21 protein-coding genes are annotated in these 22829 nt (G+C 65.8%); 6 read left to right on the top strand and 15 right to left on the bottom strand.

Annotated features, from left to right (window positions below; all coding sequences use genetic code 11):
- Nucleotides 1-181 precede the first annotated feature (181 nt).
- The 7 genes from EYF70_RS21985 to EYF70_RS21955 form a co-directional block, all read right to left on the bottom strand.
- Nucleotides 182-967, bottom strand: a complete 786-nt coding sequence (locus EYF70_RS21985; protein ID WP_131147309.1) for an alpha/beta fold hydrolase — start codon at nt 965-967, stop codon at nt 182-184.
- 143 nt (nt 968-1110) lie between these two features.
- A complete protein-coding gene (locus EYF70_RS21980) occupies nt 1111-1851 on the bottom strand; it encodes a PEPxxWA-CTERM sorting domain-containing protein (protein WP_131147308.1) in 741 nt (246 codons plus the stop codon).
- A 358-nt stretch (nt 1852-2209) separates the two neighbouring features.
- On the bottom strand, nt 2210-2599 hold the full coding sequence (locus tag EYF70_RS21975) for a DUF4124 domain-containing protein (RefSeq protein WP_131147307.1): 390 nt from the start codon (nt 2597-2599) through the stop codon (nt 2210-2212).
- Between the two features lie 182 nt (nt 2600-2781).
- Nucleotides 2782-3741: a tRNA glutamyl-Q(34) synthetase GluQRS gene (gluQRS, locus tag EYF70_RS21970; RefSeq protein ID WP_131147306.1), complete on the bottom strand. Its 960-nt coding sequence runs from the start codon at nt 3739-3741 to the stop codon at nt 2782-2784.
- A gap of 128 nt (nt 3742-3869) precedes the next feature.
- Nucleotides 3870-5075, bottom strand: a complete 1206-nt coding sequence (locus tag EYF70_RS21965; protein ID WP_131149264.1) for an MFS transporter — start codon at nt 5073-5075, stop codon at nt 3870-3872.
- Between the two features lie 446 nt (nt 5076-5521).
- Nucleotides 5522-6514 (bottom strand): LLM class flavin-dependent oxidoreductase, encoded by a 993-nt coding sequence (locus EYF70_RS21960; RefSeq protein WP_131147305.1) that lies wholly within the window; start codon nt 6512-6514, stop codon nt 5522-5524.
- A gap of 88 nt (nt 6515-6602) precedes the next feature.
- A complete protein-coding gene (locus tag EYF70_RS21955) occupies nt 6603-8864 on the bottom strand; it encodes a hybrid sensor histidine kinase/response regulator (RefSeq protein WP_131147304.1) in 2262 nt (753 codons plus the stop codon).
- Between the two features lie 133 nt (nt 8865-8997).
- Here EYF70_RS21955 and EYF70_RS21950 point away from each other — a divergent pair, with 133 nt between their 5' ends.
- The 3 genes from EYF70_RS21950 (at nt 8998) to EYF70_RS21940 (ending at nt 12460) form a co-directional block, all read left to right on the top strand.
- The gene (locus EYF70_RS21950; RefSeq protein WP_131147303.1) at nt 8998-10494 is read left to right on the top strand and encodes a dipeptidase; all 1497 of its coding nucleotides are present in this window, start codon (nt 8998-9000) and stop codon (nt 10492-10494) included.
- A gap of 478 nt (nt 10495-10972) precedes the next feature.
- The gene (locus EYF70_RS21945) at nt 10973-11848 is read left to right on the top strand and encodes a TraB/GumN family protein (protein ID WP_131147302.1); all 876 of its coding nucleotides are present in this window, start codon (nt 10973-10975) and stop codon (nt 11846-11848) included.
- 24 nt (nt 11849-11872) lie between these two features.
- Nucleotides 11873-12460 carry a hypothetical protein gene (locus EYF70_RS21940; RefSeq protein WP_131147301.1) on the top strand — a complete coding sequence of 196 codons (588 nt, stop codon included), beginning with the start codon at nt 11873-11875 and terminating at the stop codon, nt 12458-12460.
- Between the two features lie 10 nt (nt 12461-12470).
- On the opposite strand, the gene EYF70_RS21935 is transcribed toward EYF70_RS21940, so the two are convergent.
- The 4 genes from EYF70_RS21935 to EYF70_RS21920 form a co-directional block, all read right to left on the bottom strand.
- Nucleotides 12471-12866, bottom strand: coding sequence for a VanZ family protein (locus tag EYF70_RS21935; protein WP_229420500.1), 396 nt, complete (start codon nt 12864-12866; stop codon nt 12471-12473).
- 891 nt (nt 12867-13757) lie between these two features.
- On the bottom strand, nt 13758-14267 hold the full coding sequence (locus EYF70_RS21930) for a TPM domain-containing protein (protein WP_131147300.1): 510 nt from the start codon (nt 14265-14267) through the stop codon (nt 13758-13760).
- Nucleotides 14267-15088 (bottom strand): TPM domain-containing protein, encoded by an 822-nt coding sequence (locus tag EYF70_RS21925; protein WP_371861743.1) that lies wholly within the window; start codon nt 15086-15088, stop codon nt 14267-14269. Before EYF70_RS21925 ends, EYF70_RS21930 begins: the two co-directional genes overlap by 1 nt.
- A gap of 262 nt (nt 15089-15350) precedes the next feature.
- Nucleotides 15351-15953 carry a LemA family protein gene (locus EYF70_RS21920; RefSeq protein ID WP_131147299.1) on the bottom strand — a complete coding sequence of 201 codons (603 nt, stop codon included), beginning with the start codon at nt 15951-15953 and terminating at the stop codon, nt 15351-15353.
- Nucleotides 15954-16124: 171 nt separating this feature from the next.
- On the opposite strand from EYF70_RS21920, the gene pyrF reads away from it, so the two are divergent.
- Nucleotides 16125-16940 (top strand): orotidine-5'-phosphate decarboxylase, encoded by an 816-nt coding sequence (pyrF, locus tag EYF70_RS21915; protein ID WP_131147298.1) that lies wholly within the window; start codon nt 16125-16127, stop codon nt 16938-16940.
- Between the two features lie 232 nt (nt 16941-17172).
- Here the strand turns inward: pyrF and sbcB are convergent, their stop codons facing one another.
- The gene (gene sbcB, locus EYF70_RS21910; protein WP_131147297.1) at nt 17173-18618 is read right to left on the bottom strand and encodes an exodeoxyribonuclease I; all 1446 of its coding nucleotides are present in this window, start codon (nt 18616-18618) and stop codon (nt 17173-17175) included.
- A 34-nt stretch (nt 18619-18652) separates the two neighbouring features.
- Between sbcB and EYF70_RS21905 the strand changes: the two genes are divergently transcribed.
- Nucleotides 18653-19201, top strand: a complete 549-nt coding sequence (locus tag EYF70_RS21905) for a DUF5610 domain-containing protein (RefSeq protein ID WP_131147296.1) — start codon at nt 18653-18655, stop codon at nt 19199-19201.
- Nucleotides 19202-19208: 7 nt separating this feature from the next.
- On the opposite strand, the gene EYF70_RS21900 is transcribed toward EYF70_RS21905, so the two are convergent.
- Nucleotides 19209-20177, bottom strand: coding sequence for a diguanylate cyclase (locus EYF70_RS21900; RefSeq protein ID WP_131147295.1), 969 nt, complete (start codon nt 20175-20177; stop codon nt 19209-19211).
- 108 nt (nt 20178-20285) lie between these two features.
- Between EYF70_RS21900 and EYF70_RS21895 the strand changes: the two genes are divergently transcribed.
- Entirely contained in the window at nt 20286-21071 is a 786-nt protein-coding gene (locus EYF70_RS21895) for a helical backbone metal receptor (protein WP_131147294.1), read from the top strand.
- Between the two features lie 42 nt (nt 21072-21113).
- Here the strand turns inward: EYF70_RS21895 and EYF70_RS21890 are convergent, their stop codons facing one another.
- Nucleotides 21114-21488, bottom strand: coding sequence for an HPF/RaiA family ribosome-associated protein (locus EYF70_RS21890; protein ID WP_131147293.1), 375 nt, complete (start codon nt 21486-21488; stop codon nt 21114-21116).
- 90 nt (nt 21489-21578) lie between these two features.
- The gene (locus EYF70_RS21885; RefSeq protein ID WP_131147292.1) at nt 21579-22826 is read right to left on the bottom strand and encodes an MFS transporter; all 1248 of its coding nucleotides are present in this window, start codon (nt 22824-22826) and stop codon (nt 21579-21581) included.
- Nucleotides 22827-22829: the final 3 nt, after the last annotated feature.

Here is a 22829-nt window from a genome sequence, read left to right as displayed (position 1 = left end):
TGGGCGGGACAGTCCCTGGTTAGTTTGAGACCAGTTGTGTGGCAATTTCGTGGTTTTACAAGCAGCCCGGCAGTCATTCCAGCGACGCTCCAGCGCACAAATGCGGTGCTCTCTCCTCTGGCGCCTTCGTCAAAAATTGCTGGAGCATAATGTTGCTCAAATTCGGGGACTGTCCCCGTTTTTAGGCAACAGTTGCCAGGAAGGCGGCCAGTTCGCGGTTGACGTCGGCCGCGTGCGTGATCGGGGCCATGTGGCCGCCGGGCGTTTGCGCGCTGGTGGCGTTGGGCAGGGCGGCGGCCAGCCGGGTAACGACGGCGCGGGTCGAGGCGGGGCCGGCGCGGCCGGACAGCACGAGCGCCGGCACGCCGATCGCGGCCATGTCGTGCAGCGTGGCCGGTTCGCTGAGCAGGGCGGTGAAATCGAGCCGCACCTTGGCCACCTGGGCGGTGAAGCGTTCGCGCACGGGGGCGGGCATCGCATCGAAGGCGCCGGGCCCGTTCCAGTAGTCGATGAAGCTGCGGGTCGCCTGTTCCGGCGTGGCGGCCGCCTCGATCGCGGCGATGACGGTGCCGACTTCGGCGCGGCCAGGCTCGCTTTCGTCGAGCAGGTGGAAGGCCACGGGCTCGAACACGGCCAGCGAGCGGACGCGGTCCGGTGCCGTGCGCGCCAGCCGCAATGCCGTGGCGCCGCCATACGAATGGCCGATCAGGTGGAAGGACTCATGCGGCGCCAGTTGCGCCGCCAGCGCGGCCTGGACCGCCTCGACCTCGTGCGCGAGGGAGAAGCTGGCCAGCATCGCCGCGTCCGGGAATGGCGCCTTGCCATAGCCCAGGAGGTCGAGCGCGATGAATCGGTAGTCCCGCTCGTGCGCGGCCATCAGCGCGGCCCACTGGCTGCGCGAGCTCATCGAACTGTGCAGCAGCACGACGGCGGGGCGGGAATCCGGGTTAGCGGCGGCGGTGGTCATGGTTCTCTCGCGGTATGGGCAGAGCGCGCATTATAGGACCGCCATCGGGAATGGGAACAGTGCCCGGCAGGGGGCCACTGTCCGCAGCGGGTTGCCCGCCGGCGCGTGCGGCCGCGCCGCGCCGGCGGACAATCAGTCGCGCATCAGGCCTGCTGCTTGCGGCGGCGGGCGATGGCGCCCACCAGGCCCAGGCCGGCCAGCATCATCGCGTAGGTGCCCGGTTCCGGCACGGGGCTGACGGTGATGTTGTCCACGGCCACGTCGAAATCGGTGAAGCCGTACACGAAGCCCGGCTTGTACGTCGTGAAGGCGATCTCGTCGACACCGGCCAGCACACTGGCGAAGGTGCGGTCTTCCGGCAGGTAAGGCGTGCCGTCGGCCTGTTCGGCGCCATAGCCACCCCAGCCCGACGGCAGGCCGATCGCCGACGTATCGTTGATGGTGACGGAGAAGTTCTGCCATCCCTCGACCGAAGCATCGAGCGTGCCGATCGTGTACCAGACGCTGGTGTAGGGCAGGCCGTTGTTGGCGTTGTCGTAGTCGCGCAGTTCCAGCACGAGGTCGCGCGTGACGTCAGTACCGAAGAAGCTCACCTGCTGCGCCAGCACGTCGATGCCGAAGGTGACCGATGACGACGCCGTGTAATCGCGCACGAAAGCGGCGTTCGTGCTGTTGGCGAAGGTGATGCCGAAGTTGTTGATGATCGTGCGGTAGGAAGGTGCGTCGACGCCCAGCGATGTATCGATGCCGGAGCCGCCGACGCCGTTCGCGGGCTGGGTTCCCTCCCACCCTTCGGTGCCGGAAGAAAAATTCGTCGTGGCCGCGGCGGCGCTGCCCGCGGCAACCGCCAGGGCCAGTGCCAAGTATGCCTGCTTCATCTTCATGTGCATTCCTTATCGTGGTTGATCGTGCCAAGTGCCGCGGCCGGACTTCCGGCACGGTCGACTCTTGATCGACGCGGCGCAACCCATTCTCGGCATGACATTGTCACGTGTCAAAGAGGAAACATGGATTATTTGTAACAAAGTGCCGCGCTTATACGGCTCTGTCCACAGGGGAAGAAAGGCAGGCAATCAAAGTTTGGTAGCGCTAGCGAGAGGTGCCGGGGTTGCACGGTATTGCGCGGCGTTGCGCGACATTTTGCAGCGTTTCGCTCACGTGGCGTGGCGAAGAGGCGCGTGCCGGTGCACGCTCCGTAGTGACTTTATTCGTGCAAGCCGGGGTGTGTCCCCGGCGCCACGATCAATCCAGGCTGGCCTGGCGCAGCGAGGCGGTCTTGTCTTCCAGCTCCAGCTTCAGCCTGGCAGCCTTCAGCGTGGCCACGTCCACTTTCGGCGGGGTGCTCACGAGCTGTACCTTGGTGCGCTGGCCGTGGTCGATCTCCGCCGCCGGCAGCGTGAAGTACTCCTTCGTCACCTGCGGGCGGTCTTCGCCGACGAGGGGCAGGTCGCTCACTGCACCGGTAGCCGACGAGCTGTCGGCGGGAACCGCTTCGACGATTGCGCAAGGTTTATCGGACAACATCGTGGTGCCGTTCGCATCGATGCACTTGTAGATCTGGTCGTTGGCGACTGCGCCCGAGCCGGCCAGTACGGCCAGGCCGAGCGCGGCGGGAATCATGAAGCGACGCATGGCTCACCTCCTGTTAAAACGATGGAGCAAGTGTGCGCGCCGGCCTCGCGCGGGTCTGTTCGCCAACCCACGATAAGCCGGAGGACCAGTCCTACAGGGGCGTGCGGCATTGTCCGGGAGGGCGCTGCAGGCTGGCAACCAGGCGGTGCCGAATATGCCTGCGGACCCCCTGCCGGGCTGCCCTACATGCGGCGGTGGTCGCGCAGCAGGCGTTCCCAGGCCGGTACCGCGGCGGTCCAGAACGCGGCAATGGTGTCGGCCTCGACGTGCAGGCCAAGGAAGCGGGCCGCCGGCTGCAGGCTGTCCGCCAGCAGCCGCTCGGGCGGCGCGCCATTGTCGAAGGCCGCCGCGCCGGTCTGTTTCGACAGCTTCTCGCCATCGGCGTTGGCAACGACCGGCACATGCAGGTAACGGGGATGCGGCACGCCCAGCAGCTCCTGCAGGTAGAGCTGGCGGGGCGTGGAGTCGAGCAGGTCGGCACCGCGGACGATGTCGGTAATGCCCTGCGCGGCATCGTCGACCACGACGGCCAGCTGGTAAGCCCAGAAGCCATCGGCGCGGCGGACCACGAAATCGCCGACTTCGGCGGTGATGTCCTGCTCGACGTGGCCATGCCAGCGGTCGTCGAAGCCGATCACGCGGGCAGGGTGCTGCGGCGTGCGCAGGCGCAGTGCGCGCGGCGCCTTGCCCGGTGCCAGGCCCGCTCGGCACGTGCCGGGGTAGACCAGCGTGGCGTTGTGGGGCGGGGCGGGCCGGGATTGCTGGTCGAGCTGTCGATTCGGTTGCAGGTTCAGCTGTAGATTCAGCTGTAGATTCAGTTGTGAGTCGGCGATCTCCCTGCGCGAGCAGCCGCACGGGTAGACGTGCTGCCCCAGTTGCGCCAGCGCGGCTTCGTACAGGTGTTCGCGGCGCGTCTGCCACGTCACGTCGCCATCCCACGCCATGCCGCAGCGGCGCAGGGAAGCAAGGATGTGCTGGTCGGCGCCGGGCACGTTGCGGTCGCGGTCGAGGTCTTCGATGCGCACCAGCCACTGGCCGTGGTGCACTTTCGCGTCGAGGTAGCTCGCCATGGCCGCGACGAGCGAGCCGAGGTGCAGCGGGCCGGTGGGGGAGGGGGCGAAGCGGCCGATGTATGCGGTCATTGAGTGCGTCATGCGGGCAGTATCGGCGAGCGCGCCGCGGGGCGTCAACGGTGGCACGCCTGCGCGCTGGCACCGCCGCCGAGGCAAGCATGCGTGCGCTTGCTTGCCCTTGCTTGCCTCGCTTGCCCTTACTTGCGCTCGGTGCTGAAGACCAGCAGGCCGGCGGCGGGGAACAGCAGGCCGGCCATCAGCACACCCTGCCAGCCGTGGTGGGCATACATCCAGCCGCCCGCCGAGGAGCCGAGCGCGCCACCCATGAAGAAGATCGCCATGTACAGGCCGTTCAGGCGCGAACGCACGTCGGCACTGAGCGCATACAGCGCCCGCTGGCCGGTGACGAGGCTGGCCGAGACCGCGCCGTCCAGCACGATCGCGGCCACCACCAGCAAGCCCAGCTCGAACATGCGGCCACCGTGCAGCAGCAGCGGCGCGGCAAGCGACAGCGCGGCGGCCACCAGGGCGACGGCCGTCGTCGAGCGGGACTTGCCCTGGTCGGCGCGGCGGCCGGCGATCGGCGACGCCAGGGCGCCCGCCACGCCGACCAGCGCGAAGATCGCGATGCCCGATTGCGACAGGCCGAACGCGGGGCTGGCGAGGATCAGCGGCACGGTGGTCCAGAACAGGCTGAAGGCACCGAACATGCAGAACTGGTAAGCGGAGCGGCGGCGCAGGATCGGCGTGGTCTTCAGCAGGAACCACAGCGATGCCAGCAGCGCAAGATAGGTGGTCTTTTGCGCCGGGATGGTCTGCTGCGAAGTGGTTTGCTGCGAGGGGTTCTGCGCCAGTCGGGCCTGCGCCGGGTCGCGCCGCGGCAGGCGGCGCCGCAGCACCAGCGCCAGGCCGGCCGTCACCAGCGCCGAGAGCACGAAGATGGCGTGCCACCCCAGCGCATCGGTGACGAGACTGGCCACCGGCCGCGCCAGCATGATCCCCAGCATCAGGCCGCTGACGACGGTGCCCACCGTCTGCCCGCGCGTTTCCGGCTTCGCCAGGTGCGACGCGAACGGCACGATGACCTGTGCCGCCACCGAGCCGAGACCGATGCAGAACATAGCCGCCAGGAACAGTACCGCGCTGGTGCTGAAGGCCGCGACGGCCAGCGCGCACGCGGTACCGGCCAGCGCCATGACGATCAGCCGGCGGTTCTCGACCAGGTCGCCGAGCGGCACGATGAAGATCATGCCCAGGCAATAGCCCATCTGCGTCAGCGTGACGATCAGGCCGGCGGCACCGGGATCGAGGCCCGTCGCCTGGCTGATCGGCCCGACCAGGGGCTGGGCGTAATACAGGTTCGCAACGATGAGACCGGTGGCAGTCGCCATCAGCCACACCATGGCGGCGGAAATATCTTGTTGTTCTTCTACGTGCACTGCGATTCCTTATTGCTGAGAAACGTCGGGCGGCAAGCAGAAAGGCATGCCGCCCCAAATGCTGGAAATATTGCCAAAAAAAGGGGACAGTCCCCGATTTTTAGAAATATTTTCAGAAGGTATTATTCGGACTGTACTGAGTTGGCGTCCCGGAGGGCACCAGCCTTGCCGTGGTCAAGCGCGGAGAGTTCGACCGTTGCCGACCTGCTGAACCCGCGACTTTGTTGCGCAAGAACCGCTGGGGACAGTCCCCCTTTTCTGGAAATTTTTCCAGGAAAATGCGGACTAGCGGCCCGGCAACCCCTTGCGGTACGGGAAATGTTTCCAGAAACCGGGGTCAGACCCCGATTTCCAGAAACATTTCCTGAAATCGGGGTCTGACCCCGGTTCGGGGAAATATTGCGGGGAGGCTAGCCGCGCAGGATGTCGCCCAGGATTTCGTAGGAGCGCAGCCGGGCGCGGTGGTCGTGGATCTGCGAGGTGACCATCAGTTCGTCCGGCCGGGTGCTGGCGATGAAGGCGTCCAGCTGGGCCGCCACGGTGGCGCGCGAGCCGGTGGCGGTGCACGAGAGCACCGAGTCGAGCATGGCGTTTTCCTGCGGGCCGAGGGTGTCGCGGTAGTTGGCCTGCGGCGGCGGCAGTTTCGACGGACGGCCGGTGCGCAGGTTGACGAAAGCCTGCTGCATCGACGTGGCGAGGAACTGCGCCTCTTCATCGGTATCCGCGGCGAACACGTTATAGCCCAGCATGACGTAGGGCTTGGCCAGCTGCGCCGAGGGCTTGAAGTTGCTGCGGTAGAAGTTCACCGCCTGCATCATCATCTGTGGCGCGAAGTGCGAGGCGAACGCGTAGGGCAGCCCCAGGTGCGCGGCCAGCTGGGCGCCGAACAGGCTCGAACCCAGGATCCACAGCGGTACCTTGGCGCCCTGGCCCGGCACGGCCAGCACGCGCTGGCGGGGCGAGTCGCTCATGTAGTCCTGCAGTTCCAGTACGTCCTGCGGGAACTCCTCGGCATCGGAAGCGAGGTTGCGGCGCAGTGCGCGCGCGGTGGTCTGGTCGGAGCCCGGCGCGCGGCCCAGGCCCAGGTCGATGCGGCCGGGGAACAGCGCTTCGAGGGTGCCGAACTGTTCGGCGATCACCAGGGGCGAGTGGTTGGGCAGCATGATGCCGCCGGCACCGACCCGGATCGTGCTGGTGCCGCCCGCCACGTGGGCGATGACGACGGCGGTCGCGGCGCTGGCGATGCCGGGCATGCCGTGGTGTTCGGCCAGCCAGTAGCGCTGGAAGCCCCAGCGTTCGCCATGCTGCGCCAGGTCCAGCGTGTTGCGCAGCGATTCGCCGGCGTGGCTGCCTTCGGCGATCGGGGAAAGATCGAGGATGGAAAGTGGAATAGTTGGAGTCATCGGATCGTTACTCGGGCGCGCCAACGCTCGGTGGCGCGGCCCTGCCTTTCATGCAAGATGCCGTTTCGGGCCGGGCGGGAGGCACGGCTCAAACGGTGTCGTGCATTGTGGCACGGCTGGCGCGTTCCTGCAGGAGGGCGCGCAGCTGGGTGGGTGCCAGCGGCTTGACGATGTGCCGGTGGAAGCCGGCGGCCCGCGAGTCCTGCTGGTCCTTTTCCTGGCCCCAGCCAGTGACGGCCACCAGCATGCAGTCGCGCTGGCGCGGGTCGGCGCGCAGCCGCCGCGCCAGTTCATAGCCATCCATGCGCGGCATGCCGATGTCGAGGAAGGCGATCTGCGGTTCGAAGGTCTCGGCGCTGCGCAGCGCGGACAGGCCGTCGTAGCACACGGTAACGGTTTGCCCGGCGGCGATGAGCAGCGTGCGCAGCGTATTGGCGTGATCGATGTTGTCGTCGGCCACCAGCACGCGCAGCTGCGGCAGGGGCGCCGTGCCGGCATCGTCGGCGCATGCTGGCGCCGCTGTATCGAGCGTGACCGGCAGTTCCAGGGCGAACGTGCTGCCCAGGTCCTTGCCGGGACTGGAGGCGGTCAGCGTGCCGCCATGCAGCTCGACCAGGCGGCGCGCCAGCGACAGCCCGATACCCAGCCCGGCCTGCGCGCGGCCCAGCGAGCGGTCGGCCTGGAAGAAGATGTCGAACACCTGCGGCAGCACGCCCGCGGCGATGCCGATGCCATTGTCGCTGATCTCGATGCGTACCCGGTCCGGCCCTTGCAGGCGCACGGCGTTCAAGGCGATGCGCCCGCCGTTCGGCGTGTACTTGGCGGCGTTGTTCAGCAGGTTGGACAGCACTTGCGCCAGGCGCGTGGGGTCGCCCTGCAGCGGCACCGGTTCATCCGGCACGTTGACGGACAGCGCGTGGCGCCGCTGCGTGATCAGCGGGCCGGCCGTTTCCAGCGAATGCGTGACGACGTCCTGCAGCACGATGGGCTCGGTGCGGATGCCCAGCTTGCCGGTGGTGATGCGCGACACGTCGAGCAGGTCGTCGACCAGGCGCACCATCTGCTGCAGCTGGCGGCCGATGATGTCCAGCACATTGGGCGGCGGCGGCTTGCCGGGCCCGCCGAGGCGCATGATCTCGAGCGCGTTGACGAGCGGTGCCATCGGGTTGCGCAGCTCGTGCGCCAGCGTGGCCAGGAACTCATCCTTGCGCCGGTCGGCGGCTTGCAGCGCTTCCTGGGCGGCGCGGCGTTCGCGCAATTCGTTGTCGGCGCGGCCGCGGGCCTCGTCCAGTGCGGCCGCGGCGCGCACCAGCGAATCGGCCACCTGCTGGGCTTCGGAAAAGTCCACGACCGCGGGCTGCACGTGCTGCCCGGTGCCCAGCGCGGTCGCGGGCCCGATCAGCGCCTGCACGGAATGCGCGATGCGGCCGCCCACCAGCCATGCCATGCCCAGCCCCAGCGCCAGGAGCACCACGGTGGCGATGATCAGCGATTCCAGCGTGCGCATCAGCCCCGCCGCCAGGTTCGCATGGGGGATGCCCAGCGTGACGCTCCAGCCGGACTTGGTGGAACGGCTGTACAGCATGACGACCGGCTTGCCGTCGACGGTGGAGCCTTCGAACGTATCCTCGAGCTGGCGGCGCATGCGTTCGACCAGGTCGGGGGCGGGCAGGGTGCCGCGGTAGCGCTCGATGTCGACGTTACGGGCGACGATGCGCAGGTCGCCATCCAGGATCGACGCGCGCCACGTGGCCGGGATCTGCTGGTCGCGCAGGATCGCGCCGAGCGCCGCCGGCAGCACCTGCGCCGCCAGCACGTAGCGCACCGCGCCGCCGCGCATGACCGGCACGCCGACCGTGATCGTCTGCCCCTTCGCACCATCGATCGTGAGGCCGGTCACGACCGGTTGCGCGGTGCGCATCACGTCGCGCAGCAATCCGGGGTTGACGGGGCCGGCGGCGAGCGGTCCCGCGGTGTTCATCAGCTGGCGGCGGCTCGGCGCGTCATACAGCACGATTTCCGTGATCGGCAGGATCGCGTGGACGTTGGTGGCCTGCCGGCGGAATTCGGCAAGATCGGTTTCATCGATATCGTCGGACACCGACAGCGCGGACAGCGCGGTGATGACGGTGTCGAAATCGCGGTCCACCACCGACACCATCGAGCGCGCCGTGGCCATGGCCTCGCCCAGCAGGCTGGCCCGCTCGACGCGGTAATGGTCATAGATCAGGAACGCCGACACGATGGCGGCGGGCAGCACGCAACTGAACACCAGCAGCGCCAGCCGGAATCGGATGGTGGGCAGGCGTGGATGGACGTGAGGTGGCAGCTGGCTGGGGCTTGTCTGCACGAAACGTGGAGGTACGTGTACACTCGTTAATAGTTGTGCCAAGTTACCATAAGCTTGCGGCCGGTGACAGCAGGCAATGCGCCTGCGATGACGCCCTGTTGCGCGAGCCACCACGATTCCTCAGGATATGACGATGCTGAAAAAAGCCGCCCTGGCTTCCTTGCTGCCCCTGTTTTTCCAGGCCGCCGCCGCCGCGCCGAGCCCCATCGCCCTTGCAACCGCCGAGCATGCCCGCACCGCCTACCACGGCAAGGTCATCGACACGCTCGAAAAGATGGTTGCTTTCAATACGGTCGTGCAGGAAGGCGTGCCGTGCGAGCGCAATGCCCAGCACATCGCCTTCAAGGCTTTCCTGCGCGAGGAGGCGGCGCGCCTGGGCTTCGACTTCGACGATGCCGGTTGCGTCGTCGTCATCGGCCTTGGCAAGGGCAGCGAGCGGGTAGGCATCGTCACGCACGGCGACGTGCAGCCGGTCGACCCGTCGAAATGGAAGCAGTCGCCCTTTACGCTGGACCGCACCAGCGAGCCGGGCCTGCTGCTGGGCCGTGGCACCGAGGATGACAAGGGACCGATCGCCACGGCGCTGTATGCCATGAAGGCGATCAGCGACCGCAAGGTGCCGGTGTCCAAGCGCATCGAACTGTATGTGTACATGGCCGAGGAATCGGACTGGGGCCCGCTGGAGACTTACCTGAAGACGCACACGCCGCCGCAGGTGAACATCACGCTCGATGCCGAATACCCGGCGGTCACGGCGGAGAAAGGCTGGGGGCTGGTGACGGTGACGATGCCGGCGGAGATGGCCAGGGCACCGGCCGGTCCGTCCCTGGCATCGTTCACCGGAGGCTTCTTCAACAGCCAGATCCCGGAGGATGCGCGCGCCGTGATCGATGGTGCCACGCCGGCACTGGAACAGCGCATTCGCGACCGTGCCGCGAGCCAGAAGGGCATGCGCTATACCTTTGCCCGCTCGGGCAAGCAATTGACGGTCACCGCGGAGGGCGTGTCGGCGCACTCGTCGAAGCCGGAAGATGGCGTCAACGCGATCGCCATGCTGGCCGACGCGCTGGCGGTGCAGCCATGGCAAGGCACGACGGCGGGCGCCATGGTCACGTTCGTCAACGACCTGGTCGGCACCGGCCTGTATGGCGAGAAATTCGGCAACGTGGCCTATCGCGACGCTTTCATGGGCCCGATGACGGTGGCGCCCGTGATGCTGAAGGCGGATGGCGGCGCGCTGCAGCTGAACCTGAACCTGCGCCGCCCGCGGGGCAAGACCGGCGCCGAACTGGAGCGCGAGTTCCACGCCGCGTTCGATGGCTGGAAGGCTGCGCACGCGCCGAAGGCCTCGCTGAAGGCGCAGATCGGCGAACCGTGGGTGCTTGAAGACGCACCGCAAGTGCCGGTGCTGCTCGACATCTTCGCCCATTACACCGGGGCGCGCGATGCCAGGCCGGTAGCGATCGGCGGCGGTACCAACTCGCGCCTGTTCCCCAATGCCGTCAGCTTCGGCCCCGGCATGCCCGGCGCCGTCTATACGGGGCACTCGGAGCATGAATTCATCAGCGAAAAACAGCTGTTGCTGAACTTGCAGATGTACACGGCGGTGCTGGTCGAACTGGCGAAATAAGTGGCGTTGCCCGCGGTGCCTGCTCAGTCGATACCTGGATATTCCGCGGCATTCAAGCGATCATTCTATATAGATGAAGTATCTCGACGGGAATCCAGACACTGATTCAATTGGCAAGTTTTCCTGATTCAATTAAACCGCCTGTCCCGCAGTGACAAAATGCCAGCAATCCTGGCGTCATTATCAATATTAACGAAGCAGCCATATCGGCCGGAATGAAACAAATTGTTGTTTCATTCCGGCCGATTTACTTCGCACGCCACAAATAAATTTCCTCGGCGCGCAAATTCCTTTACCATCAGCAACAGAGCCGCTCGTACGCGGTTGCCAGCCAGTGCCCGGCTGACTCCAGGGCATACCGTTCATTGTTATTGGATTAATGCCAGCCTTTTATAAAGGCCGGTCGGGGATTTGCATGCTGCGCTATCTGACTATCACCGTTGCCTTATTGCTTTCCTGGTCCGCTAACAGTATGGAAATGAACGTCCCCAACGCGGTCGCCACCGCGGAGCCGATCGAGCTGAAGCCGGTACCCCGGCGTGGTGCGCTGTACCGGGTCCGGCACGACGGCAAGACCAGCTATCTGTTCGGCACCATCCACGTCGGCAAGCAGGGCTTTTTCCCGCTCGAGCCGGAGGTGACCCGCGCACTGGACCATGCCAGCTCGCTCGTGCTGGAACTCGACACCCGCCAGTACGAGCCATTCCAGCGCGCGCTGGCGAAATACGGCAGCTACCCCGCGGGCGAATCCATCACGCGCCACCTGTCGCCGGGTGCGCTGGCGCGGCTGGAGCAGGCGCTGGCCAAGGCTGGCATTCCGATGCGCAATGTCGAGAACTACCGGCCGTGGCTGGTCGCGAACATCCTGGTCGGCGGCGAGATCGAGAAGCACGGGTATCACCGCAGCAATGGCGTGGAAGGCTTTTTGCTGTCCGCGGCGGTGAAGCAGAAGAAGCAGGTACGTGAACTGGAAACGGCGGACTATCAGCTCAGCCTGTTTGCATCGCTGGACGATGCCCAGCAAGAGCGCTATCTGCTGGAAAACCTGGACGACCTGGAAAACGGCAAGGCCCTGCAGAAGTCGGCCGGGCTGATCGATGCGTGGAGTACCGCGGATTCGGCTCGCATCGCCGCGCTGGCACGCGAACTGACCACGGGCGACACGGTGTCCGCCATGTTCATGGACCGTACGCTGCTTCGACAGCGCAATCCGCAAATGACCGCCCACATCGAGGCGATCATGCGCAGCGACGAGGTGGCGTTCGTCGGCATCGGCCTGCTGCACCTGGTTGGCGAGGAAAGCGTGCCGGAGCTGCTGCGGCGCCGCGGCTACGACGTGGAAAAGATGTATTGACGGGATGCCGCGAGGCGCCCCGGCATGCTGCAGGCGTCGCCTGGACGCGAGAAGATGGGGATGGACCACTGTTTGGAGGGAAGATTTCCCGAAAAACAGGGTCCGTCCCCATTTTTTTGTGGGCCGTTTCCGCGCCCGGAGCGGGAGCGCGGCGGCGGGCAGGGCTTGATGCAAATCAAACTGTTCAGTTCGGTGCAGCTTGATAATGGCTATCAGAAAACTATTAGGGTCGATATGATCAAGCATCGGACGGACGCGGTGATTTCGGACCTGGTCGACGCCGCGCATGGCGGCGAGGCTGGCCGGAGCGGGCGGCGCAAGCGCCATGTGCTGCGCCAGGCATTGTATGCGCTGGTCAGGCTGGCGAAAGTGGAACAGCTGGCGGACATGCGGCTCGACGCCGAGCGCGCCGCTGGCGGCATGGTGGGAACGGGCCAGCGCCGGCACACCAGGGCGCTGCTGCACAAGATCAGCATGGATGTGCATGCCGGGCAGGCGCGGCTGGAAAGCGAATGGGCATCCGCCCAGGCGGCCAAGCCGGCCCCATCATCGGCAGTGGCCTCCGATGGCCAGGCTTTGCCCGATGTTGAAAACGATTGCGGGAAAACCTAGCAAGGAAGTTTCACGTGGCGACCTTGCGGTTCGTCCACAGCGCCCACAGCAGCGAGGATGTGATGACGGCGGCGCTGCAATCGACCATCCAGTCGCCGAAGGCGCCGTGGCGGTAAGGCAGGAAACTCTGCACCGCTTCATCGATGAAGCCCATCGCCGCGATCGTCAGCACGGCTTTCGACGCGCGCTGCGGGGGCGTGCCGGTGCTGCCGGTGAAGATCAGGAAGGTCAGCACAGCATATGCGCACGAATGCAGCACGACGCCGGAAGCCACTTCCGCCGCGTCCGCGCGGGCGCCGGGAATCGATCCGATGATGACGATCAGCGCGAACAGGGCCATCGCGCCCCAGTAGCGCAGGCGGGCATGGGCGGGAGTGAGCAGCAGCAGATGGAGGAGTTTCAGCACGGCGGAGCGGGGAATTGGCAAAAGCGTAACGATAGCACGGCCCAGAAAAAAGAGCCCGCCATTGCGGCGGGCTCAAACCCTGTCCGGGCCAAGAGACCATGAAGCGCCGCATCGATCGTTCCATCGATCGATGCGGGACCAACTGATGCAAGCAAATCGCTGCGCGGAAAACCTCATCATACGAATGCGGCAAAACTCAATGCGATCGAATGGGTGCGGAAAACCCAGCGCGAATACAAAGTGTAACAACCAATGCACTCAAACCAATGCAATCAAACCGATGCAATCAAATTACTGCAATGAAAAGCTATGCGATGGAATCAATGCAATGAAAACCGTCGCAATGAAAACCGTTGCAAAAAAATCAATGCAGTAAAAATAATACGATAAAACCAGTGCGGCAATAAAGCTGTTGCATTCACGGATCGATGCCACGGCCGGAAATGCGCATCTTGATCGATACAAGAACCAGGCCGGTACTAAAACAAGGCGGTTCCAGGATCAAGGAAGCTCAACATCGGATCCAACTGGTGGCGGTGAGACCGGACTGCGAATTCGAAAGCGGTGTGCCGAAGCACACCTGATCCGCCACCACGCATATCGGTTGCATGTGCAGCAGATGAATCAAGTATAGGCGGTGCGTGTGACGGCGCCATGACAGCGCGCAAACTTGGCGCACTCAGCGGGAAGATATCGGTTCGGAGAAGGTGAACGGACAAGACCGGGTAAAAAAAAAGCCCGCTTCTCGGCGGGCTTCAAACTATTATCTTGGAGGAGAATAGTGGAGACAGGTGTAATTATGCTGCGCCGCCACATATACGTCCAATTTTGAATTTCGATAATAGATATTCTATTCGCGAATATCTCATCCGTAGAGCGTGGCTGTCGGCTTCACAGGATCACGGCTTCGTCGGGCAGCTGGTTCGGGCGCGACCCGTCCGATGGGAAGTGCCGTTGCAGCAGGTCGGCCAGCTGGTTCAGCGCGGCCACCGTGCCTTCCTGGAATTCGCCGCGCTTGTAGGCTTGGGTCATCGTGCGGCAGACTGCCTGCCATTCCGCCTCGGCGATACGCCGGCCGACATTGCGGTCGGCAACGATGTCCACCGCATGGTCCGCCAGGTTCACGTAGATCAGCACCCCGCAGTTCTCTTCGGTATCCCACACGCCATATTGCGCGAACAGGGCGCGGGCGCGGTCGCGGTTCGCCATGCCATCCAGCGCGTCGCCGAACGGCAGCGCCGGTTCCACCACCAGCCGCACTTCGGCCCGGTGCCGGCGTTCGCCTTCCGCGACCGCGGCGGAGATGGCTTGCAGTGCCGCTTCCGGGAAGCAGCGCCGGCCTGTGCCGGAGCCGGTCATCAAGTGGCGCAACGCGCGGCGCCAGCGTGCAATCGCATTCATTACCAGTCTCCCGAGGCGCCGCCGCCATCGAATGTGCCGCCGCCACCGCCGCCGAACCCGCCGCCACCGAAGCCGCCGCCGCCAAAGCCTCCACCACCGCCACGGTGCATGCCGCCCAGGGCGCTGCCGAGCGCGCTGCCGATCAGCACGCCGGTGGCATTCGAGCCCCAGCCGGAGCGGTGCAGGCTGCTGCCGCGCCGTCCGCGGCCGCGGAACATCGGCAGCAGGACAAACACGCCGAACAGGATTGCCGGCCACATCCACCCGCCGCCGCTCTCGGCCTGCCGTGGTGCGGGCTGCTGTTGTGGAGCAGGGAATTGTTCCTTGTCCAGCAAGGTGGCGATGGCGGACACGCCCGCGCTCAAGCCGCCATAGAAATCATTGTTGCGAAAGTGGGGCGCGATCACATCCTGCAGCACGCGCTTCGACTGGGCATCGGTGAGCACGCCCTGCACGCCACGGCCGGCCTCGATACGCAGGCGGCGCAGCGAAGAGGGGTTATCCTTTGCGACCAGCAGCAGGACGCCATCGTCGACGCCCTTGCGGCCCAGCTTCCAGGCATCGACGACACGAATGCCGTACTGCTCGATCGGCTCGGGCGCCGTGCTCTTCACGATGAGGATGGCGATCTGGCTGCCGGTGCGGGTTTCATGGTCGGCCAGCACGGATTCCAGCGCGCCGCGCTGCTGCGCCGTCAGCATGCCGGCCTGGTCCGTGACACGCGCGGTCAGTTCGGGCACCGGTACGAACGGGTCGGCTTGCGACGAGGTGCCCGCCTGGGCCCGCGCCGCTTCGACGAACAGCAGCGCAAAGCACAGCAGCACGACCAGCAGCGTGTAGCGCACCAGCCAATGGCCGAGCCAGCTTTTCGATGGGCGGGGCACGAGACGGCGCAGGCCGCGCCGGTGGCCGCGGCCACGCACGTCGCGCTCCCTCATGACCTCGGCGGTACCGAGCCATTTGCCCTCGGAAGGGTGTTCACGCGTGCGCCGCCGCGGCGCGGCGGGTGGTGCGGCATCGTCCTGCGGACCCAGCGGCATGGCGGTTCTCTGCTCCTGCATGGTTACCAGCGTCATCCCCGGCTTATTTTTTCGCGCCGAAATCGACGGTGGGCGCGGTCGAGATGGCTTTTTCGTTCTCCACCGTGAAGCTCGGCTTGACGTCGTAGCCGAACATCATCGCCGTCAGGTTGGTGGGGAAGCGCCGCGCGAGCACATTGTAGTCCTGTACCGAGGCGATGTAGCGCTGGCGTGCCACCGTGATACGGTTTTCCGTGCCTTCGAGCTGGGACTGCAGGTCGCGGAAACTGGTGTCGGCTTTCAAGTCCGGGTAGCGCTCGGACACCGCCATCAGCCGCGACAGGGCGGACGACAGTTCGCCCTGCGCCTGCTGGAACTTCTGGAACGCGGCCGGATCGTTCAGCACCTCGGGCGTGACCTGGATGCTGGTGGCCCGTGAGCGCGCGGCGGTCACCGCTTCCAGCGTTTCGCGCTCGTGCGATGCGTAACCCTTGACGGTGTTGACGAGATTGGGAATCAGGTCGGCGCGGCGCTGGTACTGGTTGACCACCTCGCCCCAGGCTGCCTTGGTTGCCTCGTCCTTGGTCTGGAAATCGTTGTAGCCGCAGCCGGACAGCGTGGCCGCCAGCAGCCCCAGCACGATCCAGCGTACGAAGTTGTTGCGCATACTTCCTCCTTGAAAGGATACGTTCAGGTATGGGAGGGACTATACAGCGGGGGCCAGTTTCGCATTGTTCGGTGCAGCACATAGCGGCGGGGCGAGCCCGCTGGCGGGCAGAGCGCGCACCCGCTTCCTCTATAATGGTGGGTTTGCACAATTTTCGATAAAGGGGCCGCCGTGAATTTCATCAACAAACTGAACGCCGCCTGGGCCGCCAACGATTCGCTGCTGTGCGTAGGGCTGGACCCGGACATGGACCGCCTGCCGGCGCAATTTCGCGGCACCCCGGATGGCATCTTCCGCTTCTGCACCGAGATCATCGACGCCACGGCCGACCTGGCCTGCGCGTTCAAGCCCCAGATCGCCTACTTCGCGGCACTGGGCGCCGAAGGCCAGCTGGAGCGGATTTCCGCCTACCTGCGCCACCGGCATCCGCACATCCCGCTGATCCTCGACTCGAAGCGGGGCGATATCGGCGCCACGGCGAAGCAATACGCGCGCGAAGCCTACGACCGCTATGGCGCCGACGCCGTCACGGTCAGCCCGTACATGGGCGCCGATTCGGTGGAGCCGTACATGGAATGGCAGCGCGGCGTGATCGTGCTGTGCCGCACGTCGAACCCGGGCGGTTCCGACCTGCAATTCCTGGAAGTGAACGGCAAGCCGCTGTACCAGCACGTGGCGCAACTGGTGGCGGACAAGTGGAACAGCAACGGCCAGTGCGCGCTGGTGGTGGGCGCCACGTTCCCTGAGGAAATCCGTGCCGTGCGCGCGATCGTCGGCGACATGCCGCTGCTGATCCCCGGCATCGGCGCACAGGGCGGCGATATCGAAGCCACCGTGCGCGCCGGCCGCACCGATGCCGGTACCGGCATGATGATCAACTCGTCGCGCGCGATCCTGTACGCTGCCCCGCAGGCCGGCGAGGACTTCGCCCAGGCCGCGCGCCGCGTGGCCGAAGAAACGCGCCAGGCGATCAACGCGCATCGCTGAAATTGCTCGGGCATGGCGGTCCGGCGTTCCGGTCCGCCGCCATGTTGAAGTTTCCCGAAAAACAGGGTCCGTTCCTAATGCCGTTAAGTTAAGCCCACCCCAAGTGCAAACCCCGGGGTCAGACCCGGCGGGTCTGACCCCAGCCCTTCGCTTTTGGGGTGAATTCTTGCACCGTCAATGTGCGGGTAACGCTTAACTTAACGGCATCAGGGTCCGTCCCCATTCATGTTGCCTAGTACGACTGCGGCACGATCATCTCGGCGTAGTCGTACAGCGCGCCCAGGATTTCCTCGCCGCGCTCGTCGGCTTGCTGCGCCAGCGTGTCGATCTCGCCGAACAGCTGGTCGACGCTGCGGGCGCCGCCGGCGCCTTCCAGCAGCCGCGCGGCGCGGTGCTGTTCCCAATGTTCATGCTCCTGCTCCGACAGCGTGTCGGGGAAGTTGCGGGCGCGGTAGCGGAACAGCAGCTCGGCCAGCCGGTCATCCTGGAAATGCGGCGACATCGTGGCCAGCTTGTGGGGCGCTTCGCGGCGCAGCGAGTCGAGCAGCCGGCGGTCGTCCTTGCCGATGAAGCCGCCATACAGGTCTTCGTCGACATCGGCCGGCTCCGCCGGTGGGCGGTGAAACACCTGTTCCCACAGCGCTGACAGGTCGGGCCCGCTCGCGGCGTATTGCGCGTGCGCCAGCGCCAGTTCCAGGTCGATGCCCCAGCGCCGGGCCATGTCCGCGCTCAGCGTCTTCAGGTTACCCACCAGCATGGGCGACTTGTTCAGGTGCACGCTCTTGATGGGCAGGCGCGTCACGCCTTCCGGCAGCGCGTCGGCACGGCTGAACAGCCGGGTGCGGATGGTTTCCGCGTCGAGCGTGAACAGTTCGCGCGGGTCATGGCTGCAATCCCACACCAGCACTTCGTTCTTGTTCGTCGGGTGCACACCCAGCGGCCATACCAGCGCCAGGCAACCCCGTTCCGCCGGGAACATGCCGGACACGTGCAGGAATGGCTTGCGCAGTTCGCGCGCCAGGTGCAGGCCCATCTCGTCCGCCGCGCGGCCCTTGTCGCGCAGGGCCAGGCAGAAGTCCCACAAGCGCGGCTGCCTGTCGCGGATCAGCCGCGCCAGCGCGATCGTGGCGCGCACATCGGACAGGGCGTCGTGCGCCGCCTCATGCGCCAGATTGTTGACTGATGTCAATAATTCAAGTTTGAAGCTGGTCTTGCCGTTATCGCCTTGTGGCCACTCGATGCCGTCGGGCCGCAAGGCGTGGCACATGCGCACCACGTCGAGCAGATCCCAGCGGCCGCAACCGTTTTGCCATTCGCGTGCGTAAGGATCGATGAGGTTGCGCCAGAACAGGAAGCGGGTGAATTCGTCGTCGAAGCGGATCGTGTTGTAGCCCACGCCGATGGTGCCGGGCTCCGCGAACAGATCGAGGATCGTGGCGGCGAACTGGTGCTCGGGCACGCCTTCGCGCAAGGCGTGCTGGGGCGTGATGCCGGTGATCAGGCAGGACTGCGGGTCGGGCAGGTAATCGTCCGCCGGCTTGCAGTAGAGCATGACTGGTTCGCCGATCTCGTTCAGGTCGGCATCGGTGCGGATGGCGGCAAATTGCGCGGGACGATCGCGGCGCGGCACGGCCCCGAACGTTTCATAGTCGTGCCAGAGAAAGGTGTGGTCGCTCATGAGTGGCTTAGTCGTGTCATAACCGGAGATTATCGTGGCAAACAGCATTTCCCTCAATTCAAAGGCCATCTCGACCGATTCGAAGGTGGCCAACCAGGGCGAAGTCACCGCGGCCCGGGCGAAAATGCAGCTGAACGTATCGATCATGGAAGCTTCCGCATCGATTTCGATCGGCGTGGGCAGCAATCCGCAGGCCCTGCTGTACAAGTCGGCCATCACCAGCATCAACGAGGCCTTGCGTGCCGAGCTGGGCGAGAATGCCGTGCAAAATGCCGCCCGCCTGGACAATTCGCCGCAGGCCACGGCCGACCGGATCGTGTCGCTGGCCACCGGTTTCTATGACATGTTCCGGCGCCAGAATCCGCAAATGGAAGACGGCGCCGCGCTGCAAAAGTTCATGGATACGGTGAAAAGCGGTGTCGAGCAGGGCTTCAAGGAAGCCCGCGACATCCTGCAAGGCCTGAAGGTGCTCGACGGCGACGTAGCCGCCAACGTCGACAAGACCTACGAATTCGTGATGAAGGGATTCGACGCTTTCGCGGCCCGCGCCGCGGAGCCGAAGGAAGAGCCGGAAGCCGCCTGAGCTTGCTTCAGGCCGGTGCAGCTTGCGCCGCCACCACGACCCGGTTGCGCCCGGCTTCCTTGGCGCGGTACAGCGCCCCGTCGGCAACGGCGATCAGTCCGTGGTCGTCCTGCGCATCGGCCAGCGACGCCACGCCGAACGAGGCGGTGATATGGGGCAGCGGCTGGCGCATGTCGTCGAACACGACCGCTTCGCGCATGCGCTCGCACAGCCGCTCGGCCACGCCGGCCGCCACCGGCCCCGGCGTATCGGGCAGGATCACCATCAATTCCTCGCCGCCATAGCGCACCGCGAAATCGCTCGGGCGCAGGGCGCCGGCCAGCACGTGCGCGGCGATGCGCAGCGCGCTGTCGCCCTGCTGGTGGCCATGGCGATCGTTGAATTTCTTGAAATGATCGATATCGAGCATGACCAGCGACAGCGGCGCGCGGGTCGCGTGGGCGCTCGACACCAGCCGCGGCAGCACGTCGTTCAGCCAGGCCCGGTTGTACAGGCCCGTCAAGCCATCGTTCAGCGACAGCTGGCGGTAGAACTCGCCCAGCTTTTGCCGCCTGCGCAACTGCATGCTGGCGGCGCGGATACGGAACGACAGCAGGCGCAGCAGGTTGCGCGCCACGCCGTCGGCTTCCTCGATCAGGCGCCACGCCAGGTCGGCGTCGACCAGCAGCAATTCGCTTTCTTCCAGCGCCGTCAGGCCCGACAGGTCGGCCTCGCCATCGAGCACCGATTGTTCGCCGGCGCTTTCGCCGGGCAGGATCCTGGTGGTGGCACCGTCGCCGGTGGCGTCGGCCAGCGCGCCGCGCAGCACGATCACGAGGCGCGGCGAAGCCGGCGCGGAGATGATCTCTCCCGGCGCCGCCAGCATCACGGGGCAGGGCGCCAGCAGCGCGCCGGCACGGGCGATATCGGCGTCGCGCAGCAATTGCAAGGCAGCGGGGTCGTGCGAAGAAGCGGCGAAAGTGCTCAGTAGTTTCACGGCGGGGTTTCCAGGAAGTCATGCCATGATAGCGCATGAAAGGCACCGGATCGTGCCTGGGCATGTTTCAACACATTACTTTTACTTTCCTTGACCACAACTAACAACATGACGTTCACCGATGCCCTGGGCCGCGCGCACCGGCCCCGCCCGGATGCCCGCATCGTTTCGCTGGTACCGTCGATTACCGAGCTGCTGTGCACCCTCGGCCTGGCGCCGCAACTGGTGGGCCGGACCGGCTTCTGCATCCACCCGCGCGACGTGGTGCGCCCCATCGCCAAGGTCGGCGGTACCAAGGATGTCAACCTCGACAAGGTTCGCGCGCTGGCGCCAACGCACGTGGTGGTCAACATCGATGAAAACGAAAAGCCCACCGTCGACCTGCTGGCGGAATTCGTGCCCAACGTGATCGTCACGCACCCGCTGCGCCCCGAAGACAACCTGGACCTGGCGCGCCTGCTGGGCGGTGTGTTTTGCGCGGAGGCCGCGGCGGCCCGCTGGTGCCATGCCTTCGCCGCGGAACTGGCCGCCCTGCGCGCCATGCCGAAAGGGCCGCCGCAGCGCGTGCTGTATTGCATCTGGCAAGACCCGTGGATGACCGTGTCGCGCGAGACCTACATCGCGGCGATGCTGGCGGAAATCGGCTGGAGCGTGCCGGACCTCGGCACCGCCCGCTATCCCCGCTTCGAGTGGAACGATGCGCTGGTGGCGGACATCGACCAGGTGCTGCTGTCCACCGAACCCTACCGGTTTACGGAAGCGCATGCCGACGCGCTGGAAAAGCAGGTCGGCAGACCGGTGCAACTGGTGGATGGGGAGATGATGTCGTGGTACGGCAGCCGGGCACTGGCCGGCCTGTCTTACCTGCGCACCCTGGCCGGGGGCGGCCGCTGAAGCAGCCGCTCAGTTGCCGGTCAGTTGCCGCTTGGTTGCCGCTCAGTCGTCGGACTGGACCGGGTCCGGCTCGACCAGGTCGGCCACCGGCGTGTTGTGCTTGACGTCGCTGCGCTTGCCGATCGCCGTGTCGAGTGCACGCACCAGCTTGCCGGAGGCACCGGAGATGGCCTGGCGCAGGTCGCCGGCCTGGTCGGTCACGGCGATCGGAGGAATGCCGGCGACCCGTGCTTCCATCATGCAGCGCTTGTCGTTGGGGCCTGACTTGTGGCTGCTGTTGTTGTCGCCCAGGTGGACTTCGACGCGGGTGACCTGCTCGCCAAAGCGTTCCAGCGCCGAGCGCACCACGCCTTCGACGTGATCGTCCAGGCTGGCGTCATGGGTGATGGCCTTGTCGGTATTGACTTGAACTTGCATCGTTACTCCTCCTCGTTGTGTATGCGTCGATGTTACGGTGTACAGGCTCCTTTTGTTGTTAAGTGCAGCACATTGCCGCGTTTTCAAGGCTTACTTCGCCTGTTCGGCCAGTTCTTTCTCGTGGTGCGGGAAACGGTCCATCTTCGCCAGCACCGGGAACAGCTTGATCCATGCCCCAGTCACGGCCAGGGTGGCGGCGCCGCCGAAGACGATGGCGCGCGACAGGCCCATCCAGCCGGCGGTGACGCCCGACTCGAATTCGCCCAGTTCGTTCGAGGCGCCGATGAACACGGAGTTGACGGCGCTGACACGGCCGCGGATGGCATCCGGCGTCTCGAACTGCACCAGCAGGTGCCGCACGTAGACGCTGATCATGTCGCCGGCGCCCATCAGCAGCAGGCAGGCGAGGGCGACGGCGAAGGTGGTGGTGGTGCCGAGCACCACGGTGCCGACACCGAACACGGCCACGCCGCCGAACATCCAGGCACCGACCCGGCGCGTGATGGGGAAGAAGGCCAGCGCGATCGAGCACAGCGCCGCGCCGGCGCCGGGTGCGGTGCGCAGCAGGCCCAGGCCGGTCGGGCCCACGTGCAGCACGTCGTGAGCCAGCGCCGGCAGCAGTGCGGTGGCGCCGCCGAACAGCACGGCGAACAGGTCCAGCGAGATCGCGCCCAGCACGATGGGGCGCGACATGACGAAGCGCAGGCCCTCCAGCACGCTGTGCCAGGTGGCCGGTTCGCGGTTACTGGCCTGCGGCGGCGCCTTGGTGATCGCCATCAGCACCGTCGCCACCAGCAGCAGCGCGGCGGCGATCGCGTACACGGCGACCGGGCCCTGGAGATACAGCAGGCCGCCCAGCGTGGGGCCGAGGATCACGGCGACATGGAAGCTCGACGACGACAGCGCCACGGCTTTGCTGAGGTCCTGCTGGGGCACCAGGTTGACCAGCATGGCTTGCGTGGCCGGGCCCATGAAGGCGCGCGCGCTGCCGAACAGCACCAGCACGCAAAATATCGGCCAGACGACCTGCATGGCGCTGTGGGCGAACGCCAGCAGCAGCAGGCCGACGAGCAATTGCGTGGCCAGGCAGGCGGTGACGATGTTGCGGCGGTTGTAGCGGTCGGCAACGTGGCCGGCCGGCAGGATCAGCAGCAGGAAAGGGGCGAACTGCGCCAGGCCGATCATGCCGAGGTAGAACAGGTTGTGCGTCATCGAATACACCTGCCAGCCGACGGCGACGTTCTGCATCTGCACGGCAAGCGTGCCGAGGATGCGGGCGGACAGGTAGAACGAGAAGTTACGGTGACGCAGGACGGCGAAGCCGTTGGATGAGGACATGAA

The sequence above is a fragment of the Pseudoduganella albidiflava genome (assembly GCF_004322755.1).
GTDB classification, from domain to species: Bacteria; Pseudomonadota; Gammaproteobacteria; order Burkholderiales; family Burkholderiaceae_D; genus Rugamonas; species Rugamonas albidiflava.
This window is presented reverse-complemented; position numbering and strand designations above follow the sequence as displayed.